This is a genomic window from Microbacterium sp. (genome assembly GCF_047605725.1).
In the GTDB taxonomy this organism is placed as follows: domain Bacteria; phylum Actinomycetota; class Actinomycetes; order Actinomycetales; family Microbacteriaceae; genus Microbacterium.
This window is the reverse complement of the sequence record NZ_JASGFE010000058.1, coordinates 1-18,238: the sequence shown is the minus strand read 5'-3', so window position 1 is coordinate 18,238 and position 18,238 is coordinate 1. Positions and strand designations below refer to the sequence as shown.

Here is an 18,238-nt window from a genome sequence, read left to right as displayed (position 1 = left end):
GCCGGCCCGGCCCGGCCCGGCCCCGCCGGGCCCCGCCGGGCCCCGCCGGGCCGGCCCCGCAACTTCGGAGTATCGCGCGCAACTCTCCGAACTTCGTACGGCGGATCAGAGCGCCCGCACCAGCGAGCGGGCGGCGATCTCCGCACTGATCGCGGCCACGGCGTCGGCGACGGCGAGCTGTACGTTCCCGATCGCGACGGTGCCGGCATCCGCCTCGGCCGGGCCGATCACTGCGACGTACGCCGACCGGTCCTCGTGCGCCTGCCGGATGCGGGCGCCCAGAGTCCCCCGGTCCCGCAGGCGGGCACGGATGCCGGCTTCTTCGCACGCCGCCAAGACCTCGGCCGCCGCGCCCAGCTGCGCCTCGGAAACCGGCAGGACGTCCACCTGAGTGGGCGCGAGCCAGGTCGGGAAGCGCCCCTCATACCGCTCGATGAGGAGGGCGACGAGCCGCTCGACCGAGCTGAGGAGGCCGCGATGCACCATGACCGGCCGGTGCTTGGCGCCGTCCCCGCCGATGTACGACAGCCCAAACCGCTCCGGCTGCACGCGGTCGACCTGCACGGTGGAGAGGGTCTCTTCGCGGCCGCCGGCGTCGATCACCTGGACGTCGATCTTCGGTCCGTAGAACGCGGCCTCTCCCTCGACGCGCCGGAACGGCAGGCCGGCGCGCTCCAGCGCGGTGCGCAGTTCGTGCTCGGCGGCATCCCACGCCTCGTCGTCTCCGTCGTAGGAGCCGCCCGCGCCGCGCACCGACAGCCGGAAGTAGTCGACATCTATTCCCAGCACGGCATATACGTGGTCGATGGCGCCGAGTGCGAGTACGACCTCATCCACGACCTGGTCCTCGCGGCAGAAGGCGTGGGCGTCGTCGAGGCTGATCTGGCGGACCCGGCTGAGCCCGCCGAGCACTCCGGACAGCTCGCTGCGGAACATGGTGCCCGCCTCGGCGAGGCGCACCGGCAGCTCCCGCCAACTGCGGGAGCGGGACGCATACACCTGGGTGTGAGCCGGACAGTTCGCCGGGCGCAGCACGAGCTCCTCGCCGCCGACCCTCATCGGCGGGAACATGTCGTCGCTGAACTTGTGCCAGTGCCCGCTGCGCTCGAACAGCTCGCGCTTGGCGAGCACCGGGGTGTAGACGCGGCGGCATCCGGATGCCGCGACCTGCTCCGCCGCGAACCGTTCGATCTCGGCGCGGATGACGGCGCCGTCGGGCAGCCACATCGGCAGGCCGGCGCCGATGAGCGGTGCGGTGTCGAACAGCTCGAGCCTGCGGCCGAGCACGCGGTGGTCGTGGTCGATGGCGTTCATGGGATTCTCCTGACTTCGGGGTGAAAGCCGTCGAGAGATTCCCGCATCACGACGAAGCCCCGGGGAATCTCCCGGGGCTCGTGGTTCGCGCGAAGCGCTACAGGGCACGCCGGAAGAGATCCGGCGTCGTCGTGACCTGGCGCATTCGCATGCCCCGATGGTACCCGACCGCGGCCTGACCAGCAGGTGGAGCTTCGCCCCGCCGGCACGCCCGCAGGCGGCGCTTTGCCCCGCCGGTTCACTTGCCCTGGATGTACACAGAATCCGGCTCCGGGCGTACGTCCAGGGCAACCGAACAAGGGTCGCGGGCGCGGGTGATGACGGCGTCTCCTCCACAGAAGGCGAATGTGCGCCGACTGTCCACGGATATCACATTCGCGGCCCACGGACCGGTGCGTCCGAGGACACTCGGAGCATGGGAATCCGTTATTACGCATACGCCTTCGACCACGAGCTGACCGAGCAGGCACTCGTTGACCCCCGCAGCATCCTCTCCGACGACCCGCTTGCCGATGCGTGGGGCCTCGAACCCGGTGCCGCGGTGAGCGTGGCCACGTTCGAACAGACGGTGCCCGCACGCGACATGCTCTACCTCGACAAGGCCTGGCAGGAGCTGCAGTACCTCACCGGCCCCCACCTCCCCGGCGGCGCGCGGCCCAGCTACCGGATGTTCGAGGGGCGAGTGACGATGCAGGGGTACGGATGGATTCCGTGGGTCCGCGCACTCCATCCCGACGAGATGCCGGCCATCGCACGCGATCTCTGGGCCATCGAAGACGCGGATGCCGGCTCCGACACCGACAGCTATGTGGTGCCGTACCTGCGCCGCGCGCAGGCGTTCGCGTCTGGCCTTGCGGCAGAGGGCCGCGGCGCCGTCTACATGATCGGATGACTACTCCGCATCCCTGTCTGACGCGTCTGACACCGAGTACCATGAGCGTTGTGACCACTGTTTCCGCACGAGAGGCATCGCGTGGGTTCTCCTCCCTGCTCGATAGCGTTGAGCATGACGGCGAGGAGTACACCATCGTGCGCGACGGCAAGGCGATCGCCCGGATCGTACCGGTGACCGACCGCACCGTGGGTATGTTCCTCGCTCGCCGTGCCGGACGCACGCCGCTCGACGAGGACTTCGCCGCCGACGCCACCGGCGCCAGTCATCTCCTCACCACGAACGTGGCGGACCCGTGGCGCAGCTGATCCTCGATACCAACGCGCTGATCCAGCTCGACCGCGGCGGGGCGATCATCGCTGAAGTCTCCGAGTCCGATGATCTCGCGATTGCGGCGATCACACTCGCGGAACTGCGCCACGGCATCCTCGCTGCCGAAGCAGGCCGACGGCACGCGCGCAGGCAGTTCGTCGAGGACGTGGAGGCGACCATCGAGGTGCTGCCCTACACGAGAGCGACGGCAGCGGAGCACGCTGCACTGCTGGACCACGTGCGGCGAATCGGCAGGCCCCGCAGCGCCCACGACCTCATCATCGCCGCTCATGCGCGGCAGACGGGCCGCCGGGTCGTGTCCCTCGACGTCAAGGCGCGCTTCGGCGACCTGCCCGGCGTCAGCCTCCTCGCCGCGCCGTGACAGGACAGTAACCGCACTCGAAGGAATGGTCCGTCGTCTCGAACTCGACAACTACCTCGAGTTCGTCACCTCTGGCGCCGGCGCTGACCTCGCCGACCCCGAGGTGATCGAGTCGGCTCAGCGGTGACGCTGTTCCTCGTCGACAACTCGGTGATCCAGCGGCTGGCCAAGCCGCCGGTCCGCGAGGCCTGGCATCGCCTGTGCGAGACCGGCGACATCGCGACGTGCCTTCCGACGCTGCTCGAGGCAGGCTACTCGGCGCGCTCAGCGGAAGACCATGGGCGCCTGGTCGACCTAGAGCTGCGCGCGAAGGTGCTCCTCGCTCCACATCCCGAGATCGTCGAACTGGCTCTGCGCATCCAGGCCGCGCTCTTCGCAGCCGGAACCAGTCGGGCTGTCGGCGTCAGTGATCTTCAGATCGCCGCAACTGCCCTGCACCACTCGAATCCTGCAAGACCGGTGATCGTCGTGCACTACGACGCCGACTTCGACCACGTCGCCGCGGTCGAACCCGCGTTCCGGTCCCGGTGGATCGTGCCGCGCGGCACCGCGGACTGACCCGACGCCCGTTAGGCTTGACCGCCGCGGTCTTGGGCGTGACCTGTTCTCGCACGTCGTGGCGTCAGCCGGCCTCAGGCGCAGCGTCTGGATCCTGGTGGCGCTCCTGGAGGTGGAGGCGCTGGCGTTCCTGGCGCGGTTCCTGCCCACCCTGTGGGCGATCGCGAAGTTCCCGCGGAAGGCATTCACGTTCTGGACGTTCATCATCATGACCGTCATGCTCGTGCTCCTGGGAGTCCTGGCGAACGCGTCGCCGTGGCTGATGCTGATCCCGTTCGTGATCTATTCGTTCGTGATGTCTGCGGCATCGAATATCACCCAGGTCTACCCACCGGAATTGTTCCCGACGCACTTGCGAGGTAGCGGAGTGGGCCTGCTGAACGCGACCAGCCGCATCGCGTCGGCGGTCGGCACCTTTGTCCTGCCGGTCAGCCTCGAAACGTGGGGGGTCTCGGTCTCGATGTACGGGCTCGCCGCGGTCTTGGCCCTGGGTGCGCTCGTCACCTGGGCCTGGGCGCCGACCACCGAGTCGAAGAAGCTGGTCTGACAGACGACCACCGATTGCCACGGCTCCGGGTCGCCGCACTGTACCTGGACGCCTACGGGCAGTCGGCCGACGGTGAGGGAGACCCTTCCGGTCGCTGCCCCTAGTCGAGCGCCAGGACCCCGCGCAGAGCATGATCGACGGCCGCGAGCTCGGCGCTGCTGAGCCGGCCCGCGAACTCGCCGAGACGTCGTTCGGGATCGACGGCGGTCATCTGCTCGATGAGAACGCGGGTGCTCACGCCGTCGATCTCGATCTCCGGACGGAAGGATGCCGGGCGGCGGCCGGTGGATGTCGGCGCGACGATCCAGGTGGACAGCGGAAGGTCGTCGGACTGCACGACCACCGCGTACCGCGGTCCGGACTGCTCATGGCCCTGGGCATCCCGGGGAGCCTTCAACCGGTAGACGTCACCACGCACCGAGCTGCTCCATCTGCGCCGCGAGCCGCTTGGACTCCGCGACGTCGTCGGGGTCGTTGCGCAGGGCCTCCGCCTCGGCCCGCATGAGGGCGCGCCGCCGGCTGCGCTCGGTCTCCAAGATCGCGGTACGCACCGCTTCGGACTTCGACTGCCCATCGGCCGTGAGCGCGGCGAGCGCTCGGTCGACGTCCGGATCCGTGCGAATCGTCAGCGTGCCCATGTTACGTATTGTAGTACGGATCGTATGTCGATTCGATGGTCGGATCCGTGCTCAGACGGCGCGGAGGAGGTACTTGGCGAAGATCCCGTCGTCGTCATAGACGGCATCGTCGATGGCAAAGCGGGCCTCCACCAGCATCGGTTCGAGGAGCCAGGTGAAGGTGGAGTGCTCGTCCCTGACATGCTCCTCGAGGTCTGCTCGGGTCCAGCCGCCCTCCTCGGCCGAGTAGCCGGTCGCGCACCAGTGCTCGATGCGCTCGATCGCCTCGTCGAGCGGGAAGTGGTAGACGACGTCCCACAGGCGCAGGATGCCGCCGGGCCGCAGCATCTCGCGGATGCGCGCGAGGGCCAGCGCCTTCCAGAAGTCGGGAAGGTGGTGCAGCGCATAGCGGGAGTAGACCAGGTCGACCGACGCCGCCGGGCGCTCGTACGTGAGGTACCCGGCCTCCACGATGCGTAGCGACGAACCCGCCGCTCTCGCCTTCCGACGGAGCAGGTCGAGCATGACCGGCGAGGGGTCCACGGCCGTCACGCTCTCCCACTGCTCCGCCGCGAGCAGCGCGAACTGCCCCGTGCCGGCGCCCAGATCGACGACCTCCGAGGCCTTCGACGGCAGCATCCGCCGGAGCATCGCGATCTCGTCCGCCGCTCCGGCATCCTCCTTCTCGTCGTAGTGGGCCACGTGCTCCGGGTCGGTGTTCTCCCGTCCCAGCGAGTGCGTCTCGTCCAAGAACCACGTCGGTCGCTGCATGTCGACACCCTAGCGGCCGGGCCGAGCCGTCCTCATGTAGACCTTCCACGTGGATCGGTGCGGCCGCTCCGCCCAGTCGTCAATCCGATGCGCCCAGTCAGGCGCGCCGCTCTGCGATACGTCCACGAGCGATGCGCAAGGTCTCACGCCCGTCGACCAGCTGTATCCGCCCACTCTCGATGTCGTCGATGCGCCGACGGAACTCCGCCTGCCAGGCGGCGTCGATGACCGAGGAGGGCCCGTCCGACTCTTGTTCTCGGATCGTCAGTCGCGGTCGAGGAGAGACCGGGTGCTTCGGTGGCCGGCCGCGGTATGACTCCGGCTCACGATCGGGGTCATACTGAAACGCGTGAGCGAGATCGACACCGTGCCCGCCGACAGCCTCCCGCTCCGCGGCATCCGCGTGCTCGAACTCGGCAACTACATCGCCGGACCCACCGCGGGAAGACTCCTCGCCGACTTCGGCGCCGATGTGATCAAGGTCGAGCGACCGCGCACCGGTGACGAGACGCGCCGCTGGCGCCTGCACGCCGGCGACACGTCGATGCTCTACCGCACTCTCAACCGCGGCAAGCGCTCCCTCGTCCTCGACCTCCGCAGCGACGAGGGGCGCGAGATCGTCCGCGACCTCGTCCGCCGCTCCGACGTGCTGCTGGAGAACTTCCGGCCCGGAACCCTGGAGAAGTGGGGTCTGGATGCCGCGACCCTCGAGGCGCTGAACCCCGAACTGGTCCTCGCGCGCATCTCCGCGTTCGGCCAGACCGGACCGCTCGCGGGCCGGCCGGGATTCGCCGCCGTCGCGGAGGCGTACGGCGGATTCCGCGAGCTCGTCGGTGAGGCCGGCCGTGCACCGAGCCGCACCGGGGTGTCGATCGGCGACACCATCGCGGGGATCTACACGGCCTTCGGCGTCGTGATGTCGCTGCTGGAGCGGCAGCGTCACCCGGGAGACCGACCCCCGTTGGACCGACGCGCGATCGACGTCGCCCTGAACGAGGCCATGCTGTCGGTCACCGAGTCGCTCGTGCCGGAGTGGGACGCCTACGGGGTGCGCCGGGAGCGCACCGGCGGCCGGATGGAGGGCATCGCACCGTCGAACGCGTACCTGTGCGCCGACGGCAAGAGCATCGTCATCGCGGGCAACGGCGACGCGATCTTCCAGCGGTACATGCGGCTCATCGGCCGAGAGGATCTCGCCGCCGACCCCGAGCTGCAGTCCAACGAGGGCAGGTGGGCGGCGCGGGACCTGCTCGACGAGGCGATCGGGCAGTGGGCCGCGAGCCGCGCGAGCGCGCAGGCTCTCGCCGAGCTGGATGCCGCGGGCGTGCCGTGCGGTCCCATCTACACGGCCGAGGACGTCGTCGCCGACGAGCAATATGCCGCGCGGGGCATGATCCAGCGGTTCGATGTGCACGACGGTGAGCGGCTGCGGACGGACGTCGGCTTCCCCGGCATCGTCCCCGTCATCGGAGGACGCTCGCTGCCCATCCGCGCACTGGGCCCCGACCTCGGCGCGCACACCCGTGAGATCCTCCGTGAGCTCGGCTGGAGCGACGAGCGCATCGCGGCATACGAGGAGACGGTCGGATGAGCGTGCAGTACCGCGACGTCACGCTCCGCGACGGGCTCCAGCTGGCCGGCAAGAGCCTTCCCACCCCGCGCAAGGTCGAGCTCGTCCGCGAGCTGTTCGCGCTGGGCGTGGAGCACATCGAGGTCGGCTCGATGGCGCGGCCCGACCTCGTCCCGACGATGGCCGACACACTGGACGTCATCGCAGCGCTCACCCCGCAGGAGCGGGAGCGCGCGTGGATCTGGACGGCCACGCCGAGGCACATCGAGCGTGCTGCCGGGGCCGGTGCGCGCAACTTCCAGTACTGCTTCTCGGCATCCGACAGTCACAACCGCGCCAACATCGGCCGCGACACCGAGTCCTCGCTCGCGGCCATGCCCGACGCGATCGCCGCGGCGGCGGCTGTCGGCGGGAGGGTGCAGCTGTGCATCGCGACGTCGTTCACGTGTCCGTTCGAGGGCACCGTGCCGTTCGAGCGTCTCGCCGGCATCCTCGACGATCCGCGCACCGATGGCGCGGTCGACGTCGTCATCGCCGACACGCTCGGTCAGGCGCACCCCGCCGAGGTGGGCCGGCGTGTCCGCCTCGCCGCCGAGCGACGCCCTGGGCTCGGCATCGTCTTCCATGGGCACGACACGTGGGGGCTCGGCGTCGCGAACGCCGCCGCCGCGGTCGACGCGGGAGCGACAGTCCTCGACGGCGCGCTCGGCGGGCTCGGCGGATGCCCGTTCGCACCGGGCGCGTCCGGCAACACCGCGACGGAGGACCTCGTCTTCGGCCTCCGGCCGGCCTGGCTCGACCCCGAACGGTTCGGCGCGCTCGTGCGACTCGGCGAGGAGATCACCACTGCCCTGGGCGAACCGAACCGATCGCGGGCACGCGCCGGCGCCCGCAGCCACGCCGAGGCCTTCGAGTGGGTCCTCCGCGACTAGTACCATCCCGCACGTCTAAGTGGCACACTTGACTCATGAGTACCACCTACAACGTCACGTTGGGAGATCGGGGCCGCATCGTCGTGCCCGCGGCACTGCGGGCGCACCAACGGTGGGATCAGGGCACGCCGCTTCTTCTCGTCGACGCCCCGGGCGGCGTCGTCATCACAACGCGAGAGCAGGCGCGTGCGCTGATTCGAGCGCAGCTGGGCGACGCGGACCTCGTCGGCGAACTCCTCGCCGAGCGCAGGGCCACGGCCGACCGTGAGGATGCCGCGTGATTGTGCTCGACGCCTCCGCCCTCCTCGCGTTCCTGCAGGCGGAGCCAGGGGCAGACCAAGTAGAGGATGCGCTCGAAGGCGGCGCCACGATCGGCGCGGCGAACTACGCCGAGGTCGCGCAGAAGGTGAGTTCCGGCGGGGCGTCATGGCCGATCGTGCGTGCACTGCTCGACAGCTACTCCCTCTCGGTCGAAAGCGTCACGCGTGAGGATGGCGAGCGCGCCGCCGCGCTGTGGCGCGCGGGATCGGGCCTGTCACTCGGAGACCGCCTGTGCATCGTCCTCGGCGACCGTCTCGACCTCGACGTGCTCACCGCCGACAGCGCGTGGGGCGATGCAGGGCGCATCCGTCAGATCCGCTGACAAGAGACGATCCCCAGGGCTCGACAACACCGCAGCTCCGCTGCGATTCATCACTTCTGCACCCCGAGCCTGGGCAACGCGTACTCCCAGGGGATGCGCTCCTGCTCCAGACGTACGTTCCCCTCGGAGCCCAGCAGCCGCAGCGTCGCCTGCTCGTCCGCGGTCAACGACGGCAGCACCCCGACATTGGGTGCGTCGTCGGCGCCCCACAGGTCGCGGTGCGCCATGAGCGTCGCGGCGTCCATGAGCACAGAGGTCACGGCGAGGTCATGGCTACGCAGGCGGTGGAGGATCGCGAAGCCGTGCGAGTCGAGATCGCCCCAGTAGGTCACCTCCTTCACCCAGGGCAGCCGCGTCACGAGCTCGACTCGCTGACCGCCACCGTCGAGCACGACGGCTCCCGGCACCGGCGGCATCGCGAGGACCGTCGCGAGGTTCTCGAAGACGAAGACCCGCGTGGGCCGTACGGTGAGCCGGGCGAGATCGGAGACGGGTGCCGAGATGTCCGTCAGACCACCGGGCGCGAGCGCCGCGTCGAGGAACCGAACGCGGACGAGCGGGTCGTTCTCGTGGAGTCCGAGTCCTATCGCCCCCGTGAACGCGCGGTGAAGCGTCTCGACGAGCCCCCGTCGCGCCTCGATCCACTTCGTGTGGATGCCTCGGATCGGCAGCTCCCGGACGCGGCGGCCCGACGACGGGTTCTCGCGCAGCCACCCGAGCACGCTTACCAACCGCTCGAAGTCGGGCGCGTCGAGCTGCACAATCGTTCGCGCGTGCATCCGCAGAGCCACCGTCACGGCATCCGCCTCCCCTCCGAGCGCGCGAAGGATGCCGAGCCGCTCGCTCAGCACCGTCCACTCCTCCCGTAGGCCGGCCACCCGCGCGATCCGCTCGGGTCCACGCACGACGACGCGCACGGGCACCTCCTGCGATCCCACCCGGGACCAGTCGCGGCGAACCCAGTTGACGGCGAGGCCGGGGGAACGGTCGGCCTGCCGCCACGACTCCACCCACGCACGCGCCGCATCGAGATCGGCAAGAGCCTGCTGCTCGGTCGGCGGATGCAGCGGCACGTCCAGCACGGCCGAATCATCGCCGGCCGCAGCCCATGCGCGTCCGTCTCGCTCCACCATGCGTCTGGCGCGGGCGCGCAGCGTATCGACCGTGACCGGCGTCGTCATCCCCGCGCCTCGGTGACCGCCGGATCGGCATGCGCCACGCGCCGACCCTGGTCCGGAGCCCGACCGTCGTCCACGACCTCGGTGAACACGACGTTCGCGAGCCGCGACGCGCGGTGCTCCGGGTTCGACACCGACGTGATCGCCCCGACGTAGGGCTCCAGCGTCTGCAGGAGCTTCTGAGGCGTGGCGAGGATCATGTGGAAGCCGAAGGTGCGGAAGACGTCCATCGCGTTGCGCGTGTACCGGCTGTCCGCCTTGTCGAAGGCCTCGTCGAGCACGATCGAGCCGAAGCGCGGCACATCGTCCTCCTCCTCCGTCAGCTGATAGCGCAGGGCGGCGGCGAGACAGAAGATGACGAGCTTCTGTCGCTGACCGCCCGAGAGCCCCTCCGCCGAGTCGTACACGCGCATCACGGCGCCCGCGCGATTCTTCTCCCGACCGAGGAAGCTCACGTGCAGGCGGGTGTCGAGCACCCGTGTGCGCCAGTCGAGATCGACGCGGTCCTTCGAGCCGAGGCGACCGATGACACGCTTGAGCACGGCGAAGCGCTGCTCGGCACCGGCAGCCGACTCGTCGGCCCAATTGCCCTCCACGATGCGGCGCAGGTCGGCAAGAAAGTCCTCGACCTCGCCGGAGCGGGTCGTCTTGACGTCGATCTCCAGGAAGCGGTCGGTGCCCTCGAACGGCGAGCGCCCGAGGGACGCATTGACGGGGAGGATCCGCTCGCGGATCAGCCCCGGCGCGTCGCGCAGGTCGCTCAGGAGATGGGCGACGACATCGCGCGAGCGTTCGCGCAGCAGCCGACGGAACTCTCCCTCCTTCTCCGGCAGCCCCCGCGCGACGATGCCCTCGAGCAGGGCCCGATAGCCGTAGCGGTCGCCGATGTCGACGGTGAGGTCCGCGGCGGCCGCGGGCCAGTTCGACCGGAACTGCGCCGCGCGCCCCGCGAACGTGGCCTCGGCATCGCGCACCCGGATGGCCGCGGCATCCTTCTCGTGGGAGATCCTCGCCTGCACGGCACGCGCCACAGCATCGACCGTGTCGAGCGAGATCGAGCGTCGTTCGGTGCGGAAGCGCGCGTCCAGTGTCTCGATGACGGATGCCGCGGGCTCGTCGACCGCCGCCGCCTCCAGTTCCTCGACAGTGCGCTGGACGCGAGCGAGCTCCTCTTCCGCGACTCCCACCGCGCGCTGGGCCGCGGAACGCTCGGCCTCGGTGTCATTCAGGTGTGCGGTCGCGCGCTCCAGCGCGGCCTGCGCGTCGCGCAGGATGGACGATGCCGAGGTGAGTGCGTGCAATTCGGCGCGGCGGGCCGCGGTGATCGCGGCGGCCGCGTCGGTGTCGAGCTCGCTCCAGGTGAATCGCGCGACGCGGCCGAAGACCGTGCGGCGCGCGAGCGCGGCATCGCGCTCGGTGTTCGCCCGCATCAGGTCTTCGGATGCCGCTTTCAAGGCCGCCTCGGCCGACCGTCGCTGGGCGAGCAGCGCCTCCAGACGCTCCGAGGTGTCGCCGCCGAGCATGAACCGGGTCGCGTCGGTCACCTCGCTGCGGTCGTCCTTCTCGTAGCGGCGCGCGGTGCGCTTGACGAGGCCGCCGATCGTGAGGCCGCGCTCGACGTCGTCGAACTCGTCGACGTGGTCGACGCACGCGTAGTCGTACTCGGTGGCGAGCTTGCGTCGCAGCCAGGCAGCCGTGGCGTGCTCGGCCTTCTCGGCGACGACCAGTCGATGAACGAGCGAGCGTGCGTCCCTCGGGCGGCGCGGCTCTTCGACCGAGTGCGGAATCGCCTCGATCACGAGCCGCACGCCGAGATGACGGCTCTCAGCGGCGCGTCGGACGGCGGCGAGCTGCTCGTCGTGCACCAGCAGTGTCATCGCGAGCGGCGCGAGCACACGCTCGATCGCACCGCGCCACGCGGAGTGCGCAGCATCGACCGAGATGAGCTCTCCCGCGAAGGGCAACGCCGACGGTGAGACGCCGACCGACTCGGCGAGCTGGCACCGCACCTCGAGCAGCCTCGGCGGAAGGTTGCTGCGGTGCTCGCGCAGCGCACGGAGCCGGCCGTCGAGCGCCGCGAGGTCCTTGCGCGCGGTGGCCGCAGCATCCTGGATCCCGTACGGGATCGCACCGATCGTACGCTCGGACTCCTCCATCGCGGTGGCGAGCAGCTCTGCGAACTCGGCGGCGTTGGTCGGTGCGGGAGCGCCGACACTGTCCAGCTCGCTCACGAGGTCGGCCCGCCGGGCAGTGACCGCGCGCTCCTCCTTCTCGGCGCCGTTCAGCTGCTGCTGCAGCAGCTCGACGCGGGCACCGCCCTCGTCGCGCACGCGCGCACGCGCTGTCTCCAGGGACTCGGCCGCCAGTTCTCGGGCGGTCTCGGCGTCGTGCAGACGCGCCTGGGTTCGCGCCAGCCCGGCACGTGCCGGGGCGAGCGCTTCGACGGCGAGGCGCCGCTTGAGCGCCACCGTGTACGGTTCGACCGCGTCGTGCAGGCCCGCTGCTGCGGCCTCGGCCGCCGACGCGTCGTCGAACGCGATGGTCGCGGCATCCACGGCGCGCAACGCCTCGACCTGACGCCGCAGGTCGGCCACGTGCGCGTGGGCACGGTCGAGCTCGGTGAACTGCTCGACCGCGTTGTCGGCGCGCCCGAACGTGCCCGGGGAGTCGAGCATGAAGCCGCGGAACAGCGCGTCGAGCGTGCCGAGGTTCTTGGCGGACTGCGTCTTGTGCAGCAGCTGCAGGGTCGCGTCGCTGCGGAAGCCGAACTGGCGCACGACGCGCTCGTGGAAGCGTCCGTGCTTGCCGCTGGTCGTGATGAGCGCGTCCGGCAGCGCAGCCGTCATGCGCCGCGCGTCGATGCCGCCCTCGACATGCGGCTTGAGGTCGATGAGGCTCAGCTCGCCGCGCAGGAAGAGGCGCGCGTCTTTGAGCGCAGCGGTCTCGGTGCGCGTGCCGGGGGCGTGAAAGACGCGCGCGAGCGTCACCGGCTCGTCGCGCAGGTTCTCATAGCGCAGCAGGATGCCGCTCCACGTCGCACGCGGTCGCAGGTAGGTCGTCACGGCCCGATCGGCGGACTGATCGGCCTCTTTCGTCCACGCGCCACGCACGTAACTCATGGTGGTGCGGTCGCTCTGGCGCGCGGAGCCGTCCTGCGCTGCGGCATTCAGCCGCAGCCACTTGTCGGGAGTCAGCACGGTCGCTATGGCATCGAGCAGCGACGACTTGCCAGACCCCGAGGCGCCGGTGAAGAGGTGCCCGACACGGGCGATCTCGACGGTCACGCGTCCCGAGAACGTGCCCCAGTTGACGAGCTCGACGTGTGCGAGGCGCCACTGACCGGGGTGTTCCGGGTCGGCATCCGTCTGTTCATCCGGGAAGGTCAGCATGGTCATCGCTCGTCACCCCCTCCGCGAAGTCGTGCGGCTCCTTGCCGCCCTGTGCCGCCAGCCGTTGGTACTCCGCGGTGATGCCCCGCACCTGATCGGCGTCGACGATGAGCCGCAGCACGGGTGAGATCTCGGCGCGGTCGTCGCCGACGGCGTGCAGCACGCGCAGCTTGTTCTGCATCTTGTGCCACGACGAGCTGAGGCGACTGGCGAAGTCCTTCTCGTCGCGGTCGGGGGTGCGGAAGACCGCGAGCTGCTCGAAGACCTCCGTCTGGCCCACGATGACGCGGCCGGTGCCCTCCTCGCTGAGCAGCGTCTGGCGCAGGACGAGCAGCATCGCGGTGTCGAGGAAGGTCAGCGCTTCCGTCCGGACGGCGCGTGGCGCGGATTCAGACGGCGCGTTGCGCACGAACGCCACCTCGTGGTCGCGATCGATCACGAGGTCGAGGAACAGGTCGGCAAGGCGCGACCGGATGATCGCTTCGTCGCTCAGCAGCACGCCCCACAGCTGGCCCTCACGAGCACCGGCGAGATAGGGCCCGCGGATGAGGCGGAGCAGCACCCGCCGGGTGCGGTCGGGAAGCGTTCCCGTGTCGCCCGGCCACAACCCGGTCTCCCGCGGCTCGTCCTCGTCGCGCTCGAGCTCGGACTCGGCTCGAAGCTCCGTCATAGCACCACCCCCGTGAATCGATGCGCGGCGATGACGGCTGCGCGCGGGACACCGTCCGAGCCCTCCCACGAGAGCACCTCCGGCTCGTCGTCGACGGTCCCCTGATCCGCCGCGAGCGAGAGCAGACCGACGACGCTGCCGACGCCCTGCGTCGCGGGGTGCCGGACCAGGACGTCGGCGACCGTGCACGTGCGCAGCTCGGCGAGCACCTCGTTCACGTTGCGCGTGAGCTCGTCGAAGTCGATCTCGGTCTCGCGGGCGAGCGCGCGCAGCTCTTCGAGACTCGCGACGGCGGTCTCGTGCTCGGGGATGTCGTCGGTCGCCGCGAGCTCAGCCGGGTCATGGAGATCGACGGCGCCCACACTCGCGAGGGGTACCGCGGAGAGGTCGAGCGACAGACCGATCGGATGCCACGGCCGAATGTGCGGGGCGGCGGTGACCCCGGCGTGCTGCGCCTCGCGCAGAAGCCCGCGCATGACGCGGTCGCGCTGGTAGTCCTGCGACTGCACGTAGCGCCGCAGCGCGCGAGCGAACATCGTGACGACATCGTGCACCTCGGCGCTGCGCTCCTTCAGCGTCGTGAGGAACAGCCGCAGCGTGCGGCGCTCCGCGGCCGAGAGGTCGCGGGCGAAGGGGCGGTCGAGCACACGACGGATGTCCGACTCGAACGCGGCGCCGAGGGCCGGGTCGAGCACGAGCTGTGCGAACGCGGCGAAGCTGCGTCCGGCATCCGATTCGGAGATGTGGTCGATGCCGCGGAAGACCTCGTCGACGACCGTGGACTGCGAGGCATCCGACTCGATGATCTTCGCGCGCAACGACGCGTTGAGTGCCTCGAACTCGGCCCGCACGCGGGCGAAGTCGTCGGGGACGTCCGACGCCTGCGCGAGCAGGTCGCGCGTGCGCTCAAGGGCGCGGTCGTGGTCGAGGGCCGGGTCATCGCCCGAGCGCAGCGCCTCGATGCGGCTTTCCAGGCGCTGCACCTCCTCCTCGAGCAGCGCGATGCGTGCCGCCGCATCGGGGTCGGAGTCGATCGCGAGCTGGCGCACCTGCGCGGCGAGGCTCGACAGGCGCGACTCGGTGGCACTCGATCGCGGCTCAGCGCGCCCCTGCACGAACCGGATCGCCGCGATCGCGTCGGGTGAGAGCTCCAGCGTCTCACCGCGGGCGTCACTCGACGGGCGGCGGACGAGGAAGCCGGCGGCACGCCATTGCGCGCAGTAGCCCTTGGCGCTCAGCGGGAAGGAAAGACCCTGCGCGCGAAGCCGCTCCAGGTCGGTGTCGAGACGCTCGTAGAGCTCTTCGGCGTCGAGCCGCCGATCGTCACCGCCCAGGTGCACCCCGAGCAGGCCCGCGATCACCGCGGCGTTATCAGCTCGCAGGAGTCGCCAGGCAGCATCGCGCTCGACCAGCTGGGAAAGCTGCAGAACCTGGGCGACGGCGGGCACCCGTCCATTGTCGGGCACACCGCGGACATCCGGCGCACTCGCGGACGTTGAGACCTGGTTCCTACATCGGCTCGGGGGCTCCAGCCGTGGTCGGCAACGCCGCGTGCTCGGGTGGCGGTGCGCATCCATTGGCTTCCTATATCGCTCGCGATAACCCGCGGGATACAGTGACGGTATGGACATCCGGGCGGAGCGCGAGGCGGCGAGCATGAGTCAGTCGGAGCTCGCGCGCGCGGCCCGCGTCTCACAGCCCAACCTCTCGGCGTACGAGAACGGGCGACGCGAGCCCAGCCCGGCAGTGCTCGATCGTATCCGCGGAGCACTGTCCGGGCGGCCATCCGAGCGCGTGGAGCGCCACCGCGACGAGATCCGGCGTCTGATCGCCGCCCACCACGCCCGTGATCCACGGCTGTTCGGCTCGGTCGCACGTGGCGAGGACGCACCGGCATCCGATGTCGACCTGCTCGTCGACTTCACACCCGAAGCCACCCTGCTCGATGAGATCGGCCTCCGCCTCGTCCTGGCTGATCTGCTGCGGGTCAACGTCGATGTCGTGGCTTCGGATGCGTTGCGGGGCGAGATCCGAGACCGCATCCTGCGAGAGGCCGTTCCACTGTGATGCCGCCCGATCCCTCGCCCCAGAAGGCACTCGATGCCGCAACCCGCGTGCTCATCGTGTGCGAGGTGATCGCCGGAATCGTGGATGCCGGCGAGCACGCGTTCCTGGCAGATGTGCGCGCACAGTGGGCTGCGGAGATGGGGCTCATTCGTATCGGTGAGGCGGTCGGCAAGATTCCCGCAGCGGTGCGGGAGCAGTTTCCCGACCAGCCCTGGCGGCAGATCATCGACATGCGCAACTTCGCCGCGCACCAGTACGACGACCTCGACCCACATCGCGTGTGGCGGACCCTCGTTCGGGATGTCCCGGCACTTCGCCGATATCTGTCGGACGTCGTGATTCCGGGGCTCGCAGGCGACCAGTAGTCACGCCAGCGGCGTCTCACTGATGTCGGATTCGAGCGCGGTGCCGCCGATGTCGAGCACCCCGTGGGCAGATCGATGGCCACCGGGTCAGAGAAGCCGACCCACCCGTTCAGCAAATCTCGGAGGACTACGACCCGCCATCGTTGAAGAAACCGGCGAGCGCTGTGGCGGTGTCCGCGACCGTGGACAGATTGGCGAGCAGCAGCAGACCAAGTGCTGCGGTCAGCAGAGTCAAGGCGACCGCGCCGGAGGAAAGTACTCGGCGGAGCATCCAATGATGCTCGGGTAGCCGCGCGCGTCGAATCACCATCAGCACGATGGTGGCAAGCACACCCGTGATCGCGACAAGGAGCAACCCGACCAAGACGACGTGGTACATCCGAAAGTCCTCGACCAGGGCAGTGGTGACGGAGCCATAGGCTCCCGTCGCGAGCTCGGCCCGAACCTGCTCGATCGCGGGCGTGGTCTCGATGGGAAGGAAGCTCAGGACGGACGAGAGTGGCGCGATCGATCCCTGGACGTTTGCGACCGCGACAAGCAGTGTCAGAACGGGCAACCACGCTCCCAGCACCCCGACGGTGACCCACGTCCGACGCGCGAGCCTGCCCTGCGCCTGGACAGCACGCGACCAGATTCGCCGTCCGACGGCGATCAACGCACACAGCAGCGCGATCGCCAGCAGTGCCTTGGCGATGTGGAAGACCGCCCAGAACACCGTTGCATCCGTCAGCACGGAACCCGGCGAGGCGGTGCCCGACAGCATCCACTGCTCGAATCCGATCGAGACGGACTCCGCCAGTCCAGACACGGAGACTCGACCACCGGACGTCCACTCCGCCACAACCGGCGGAACTGTCATCACCGCGACGGCAAGGGCAGCGACGCCCAAGCCCGGCACGATGTCTCCCCATCGCGCGCGGCCATCGACCACCGTCAGCGACATCTCGCCCTCCCCCGCGCGCTACTGCCGGGTGCCCAGTCGAAGATCGCTCTCCGCGACAGCAACCGCGCCAGCCGAGTTTCCGCGCCACGTCCACGCGGAACGCAGGATGAACGCCAGGAGCAGCAACTCGACTCCGATCGAGAGAGCGTAGAAGCCGACCCATTCCCCGCTCTCCCCCGTCGCGTTGAAGATCGAGTACGGAACGAGAAGCGCCGCGACGACGAGGTTCGTGACGCGGTTAGCCCGGGCGGGCAGGGCCATGGAGAGCGTCACCATGACTGCGGGTATGGCCACGGACGTGAGCATGACCGTGAGCAGCGTCGCACTGACATTGAACTGCCACACGCGGCCGTTCAGGATGCCGTCGACAACGCCCGGCTTGTAGAAGTTGAGCACGTCGACGTAGATGTAGAGAAGCATGAAGCTGGTCCATGCGGCGGCGAGCTTCGACTGCACAGGGATCGAGGCGTGCACAGCCGGGCTCGGGGTGATCGTTCGGATGGTCATCGGCTTCTTCCTTCGAGTGTGGTGTCGGACGGCGTTCCGCATTGTGGTGGCGGTCACCATCACTCGAGGATTCCCGCTCTGAAGGCGCGCCTCATCGGCCTGGCGGCCTGAATCCGATCAGCCGAAAGTACGAATCCTGGCTCGCACCGATCCGCCCATCGCAGCCGGTGGTCACGCCAGCGGCGTCTCGTGCACGTCGGATTCGAGCACGGTTCCGCTGATGTCGAGGTAGAGGCGGTGCTCGATCACCGACAGCGTCATCGACGTGCGTCGCTCCAGCACGCCGGCGGCCGCATCGACGAACCCGGGATCGAAGCTGTACAGCCGGATCTCATCGGCACGGTGGATGCGCTTGCCCGTCCACGTGGCGGCGACCTTCGCGGGGTCGCGGTGCGTGTAGACGGCGACCCGCTGGGTCTGCAGGCTTCCCGTGTGAAGACGCGCGGCATCCGGCGCACCCACTTCGATCCAGGTCGTGATCGCGCCGGTGAGGTCGCGGACGAGCACGGCGGGCTCGTCCGTCGCTGCGATCCCCTCCGTGAACGCGATGCCCTCGGCGAACTCGAGGCAGTAGGCGAGCA

Annotated in this window: 23 protein-coding genes; 11 read left to right on the top strand and 12 right to left on the bottom strand. The window is 69.6% G+C overall.

The window, feature by feature from the left end; genetic code table 11:
* Window positions 1-105: 105 nt before the first annotated feature.
* A complete protein-coding gene (gene thrS, locus QM641_RS11415; protein WP_415116553.1) occupies window positions 106-1,314 on the bottom strand; it encodes a threonine--tRNA ligase in 1,209 nt (402 codons plus the stop codon).
* A 415-nt stretch (window positions 1,315-1,729) separates the two neighbouring features.
* Here thrS and QM641_RS11410 point away from each other — a divergent pair, with 415 nt between their 5' ends.
* From QM641_RS11410 to QM641_RS11390, 5 genes are all read left to right on the top strand, one after another.
* Window positions 1,730-2,206: a hypothetical protein gene (locus QM641_RS11410; RefSeq protein WP_415116551.1), complete on the top strand. Its 477-nt coding sequence runs from the start codon at window positions 1,730-1,732 to the stop codon at window positions 2,204-2,206.
* A 50-nt stretch (window positions 2,207-2,256) separates the two neighbouring features.
* On the top strand, window positions 2,257-2,514 hold the full coding sequence (locus QM641_RS11405; RefSeq protein ID WP_415116549.1) for a type II toxin-antitoxin system Phd/YefM family antitoxin: 258 nt from the start codon (window positions 2,257-2,259) through the stop codon (window positions 2,512-2,514).
* Entirely contained in the window at window positions 2,502-2,900 is a 399-nt protein-coding gene (locus tag QM641_RS11400; RefSeq protein WP_415116547.1) for a type II toxin-antitoxin system VapC family toxin, read from the top strand. The genes QM641_RS11405 and QM641_RS11400 overlap by 13 nt, the downstream gene beginning before the upstream one ends.
* 123 nt (window positions 2,901-3,023) lie before the next feature.
* Window positions 3,024-3,458 (top strand): PIN domain-containing protein, encoded by a 435-nt coding sequence (locus QM641_RS11395; protein ID WP_415116545.1) that lies wholly within the window; start codon window positions 3,024-3,026, stop codon window positions 3,456-3,458.
* Window positions 3,459-3,516: 58 nt separating this feature from the next.
* The gene (locus tag QM641_RS11390) at window positions 3,517-4,005 is read left to right on the top strand and encodes an MFS transporter (protein ID WP_415116543.1); all 489 of its coding nucleotides are present in this window, start codon (window positions 3,517-3,519) and stop codon (window positions 4,003-4,005) included.
* Window positions 4,006-4,105: 100 nt separating this feature from the next.
* Here QM641_RS11390 and QM641_RS11385 read toward each other — a convergent pair whose 3' ends face one another.
* The 4 genes from QM641_RS11385 to QM641_RS11370 all read right to left on the bottom strand — a co-directional run bounded on the left by QM641_RS11385 (window position 4,106) and on the right by QM641_RS11370 (window position 5,619).
* A complete protein-coding gene (locus tag QM641_RS11385) occupies window positions 4,106-4,423 on the bottom strand; it encodes a type II toxin-antitoxin system PemK/MazF family toxin (protein WP_415116540.1) in 318 nt (105 codons plus the stop codon).
* Window positions 4,413-4,643, bottom strand: a complete 231-nt coding sequence (locus tag QM641_RS11380; RefSeq protein ID WP_415116538.1) for a hypothetical protein — start codon at window positions 4,641-4,643, stop codon at window positions 4,413-4,415. The genes QM641_RS11385 and QM641_RS11380 overlap by 11 nt, the downstream gene beginning before the upstream one ends.
* A 51-nt stretch (window positions 4,644-4,694) precedes the next feature.
* On the bottom strand, window positions 4,695-5,393 hold the full coding sequence (locus QM641_RS11375; RefSeq protein ID WP_415116536.1) for a methyltransferase domain-containing protein: 699 nt from the start codon (window positions 5,391-5,393) through the stop codon (window positions 4,695-4,697).
* A gap of 97 nt (window positions 5,394-5,490) precedes the next feature.
* A complete protein-coding gene (locus QM641_RS11370) occupies window positions 5,491-5,619 on the bottom strand; it encodes an addiction module protein (protein WP_415116555.1) in 129 nt (42 codons plus the stop codon).
* A 123-nt stretch (window positions 5,620-5,742) separates the two neighbouring features.
* On the opposite strand from QM641_RS11370, the gene QM641_RS11365 reads away from it, so the two are divergent.
* From QM641_RS11365 to QM641_RS11350, 4 genes are read left to right on the top strand one after another with little or no spacing between them, the layout of a single operon-like run.
* Window positions 5,743-6,984, top strand: a complete 1,242-nt coding sequence (locus tag QM641_RS11365; RefSeq protein ID WP_415116534.1) for a CaiB/BaiF CoA transferase family protein — start codon at window positions 5,743-5,745, stop codon at window positions 6,982-6,984.
* On the top strand, window positions 6,981-7,895 hold the full coding sequence (locus tag QM641_RS11360) for a hydroxymethylglutaryl-CoA lyase (protein ID WP_415116533.1): 915 nt from the start codon (window positions 6,981-6,983) through the stop codon (window positions 7,893-7,895). Before QM641_RS11365 ends, QM641_RS11360 begins: the two co-directional genes overlap by 4 nt.
* A 35-nt stretch (window positions 7,896-7,930) precedes the next feature.
* Window positions 7,931-8,176, top strand: a complete 246-nt coding sequence (locus QM641_RS11355) for an AbrB/MazE/SpoVT family DNA-binding domain-containing protein (RefSeq protein ID WP_415116531.1) — start codon at window positions 7,931-7,933, stop codon at window positions 8,174-8,176.
* A complete protein-coding gene (locus QM641_RS11350) occupies window positions 8,173-8,538 on the top strand; it encodes a type II toxin-antitoxin system VapC family toxin (RefSeq protein ID WP_415116529.1) in 366 nt (121 codons plus the stop codon). The genes QM641_RS11355 and QM641_RS11350 overlap by 4 nt, the downstream gene beginning before the upstream one ends.
* A 50-nt stretch (window positions 8,539-8,588) precedes the next feature.
* On the opposite strand, the gene QM641_RS11345 is transcribed toward QM641_RS11350, so the two are convergent.
* Genes QM641_RS11345 through QM641_RS11330 form a run of 4 tightly spaced genes read right to left on the bottom strand, consistent with a single transcriptional unit; the run spans window position 8,589 to window position 15,223 of the window.
* Window positions 8,589-9,719 carry a Wadjet anti-phage system protein JetD domain-containing protein gene (locus QM641_RS11345; RefSeq protein ID WP_415116527.1) on the bottom strand — a complete coding sequence of 377 codons (1,131 nt, stop codon included), beginning with the start codon at window positions 9,717-9,719 and terminating at the stop codon, window positions 8,589-8,591.
* Entirely contained in the window at window positions 9,716-13,111 is a 3,396-nt protein-coding gene (locus tag QM641_RS11340) for an ATP-binding protein (RefSeq protein ID WP_415116525.1), read from the bottom strand. Before QM641_RS11340 ends, QM641_RS11345 begins: the two co-directional genes overlap by 4 nt.
* The gene (locus QM641_RS11335) at window positions 13,086-13,775 is read right to left on the bottom strand and encodes a DUF4194 domain-containing protein (protein ID WP_415116523.1); all 690 of its coding nucleotides are present in this window, start codon (window positions 13,773-13,775) and stop codon (window positions 13,086-13,088) included. The genes QM641_RS11340 and QM641_RS11335 overlap by 26 nt, the downstream gene beginning before the upstream one ends.
* Window positions 13,772-15,223 (bottom strand): DUF3375 domain-containing protein, encoded by a 1,452-nt coding sequence (locus QM641_RS11330; RefSeq protein WP_415116521.1) that lies wholly within the window; start codon window positions 15,221-15,223, stop codon window positions 13,772-13,774. Before QM641_RS11330 ends, QM641_RS11335 begins: the two co-directional genes overlap by 4 nt.
* A 175-nt stretch (window positions 15,224-15,398) precedes the next feature.
* On the opposite strand from QM641_RS11330, the gene QM641_RS11325 reads away from it, so the two are divergent.
* Together QM641_RS11325 and QM641_RS11320 are read left to right on the top strand one after the other, a co-directional pair.
* Window positions 15,399-15,842 carry a helix-turn-helix domain-containing protein gene (locus QM641_RS11325; protein ID WP_415116519.1) on the top strand — a complete coding sequence of 148 codons (444 nt, stop codon included), beginning with the start codon at window positions 15,399-15,401 and terminating at the stop codon, window positions 15,840-15,842.
* Window positions 15,842-16,207 (top strand): DUF86 domain-containing protein, encoded by a 366-nt coding sequence (locus tag QM641_RS11320; RefSeq protein WP_415116517.1) that lies wholly within the window; start codon window positions 15,842-15,844, stop codon window positions 16,205-16,207. Before QM641_RS11325 ends, QM641_RS11320 begins: the two co-directional genes overlap by 1 nt.
* 127 nt (window positions 16,208-16,334) lie before the next feature.
* On the opposite strand, the gene QM641_RS11315 is transcribed toward QM641_RS11320, so the two are convergent.
* The 3 genes from QM641_RS11315 to QM641_RS11305 form a co-directional block, all read right to left on the bottom strand.
* Window positions 16,335-17,150 carry a hypothetical protein gene (locus tag QM641_RS11315; protein WP_415116515.1) on the bottom strand — a complete coding sequence of 272 codons (816 nt, stop codon included), beginning with the start codon at window positions 17,148-17,150 and terminating at the stop codon, window positions 16,335-16,337.
* 18 nt (window positions 17,151-17,168) lie between these two features.
* Complete coding sequence (locus tag QM641_RS11310; RefSeq protein ID WP_415116513.1) at window positions 17,169-17,657, bottom strand: DUF6326 family protein; 489 nt, start codon at window positions 17,655-17,657, stop codon at window positions 17,169-17,171.
* A gap of 171 nt (window positions 17,658-17,828) precedes the next feature.
* On the bottom strand, window positions 17,829-18,238 hold a 410-nt coding region (locus tag QM641_RS11305), incomplete at its 5' end, for a YaeQ family protein (protein ID WP_415116511.1).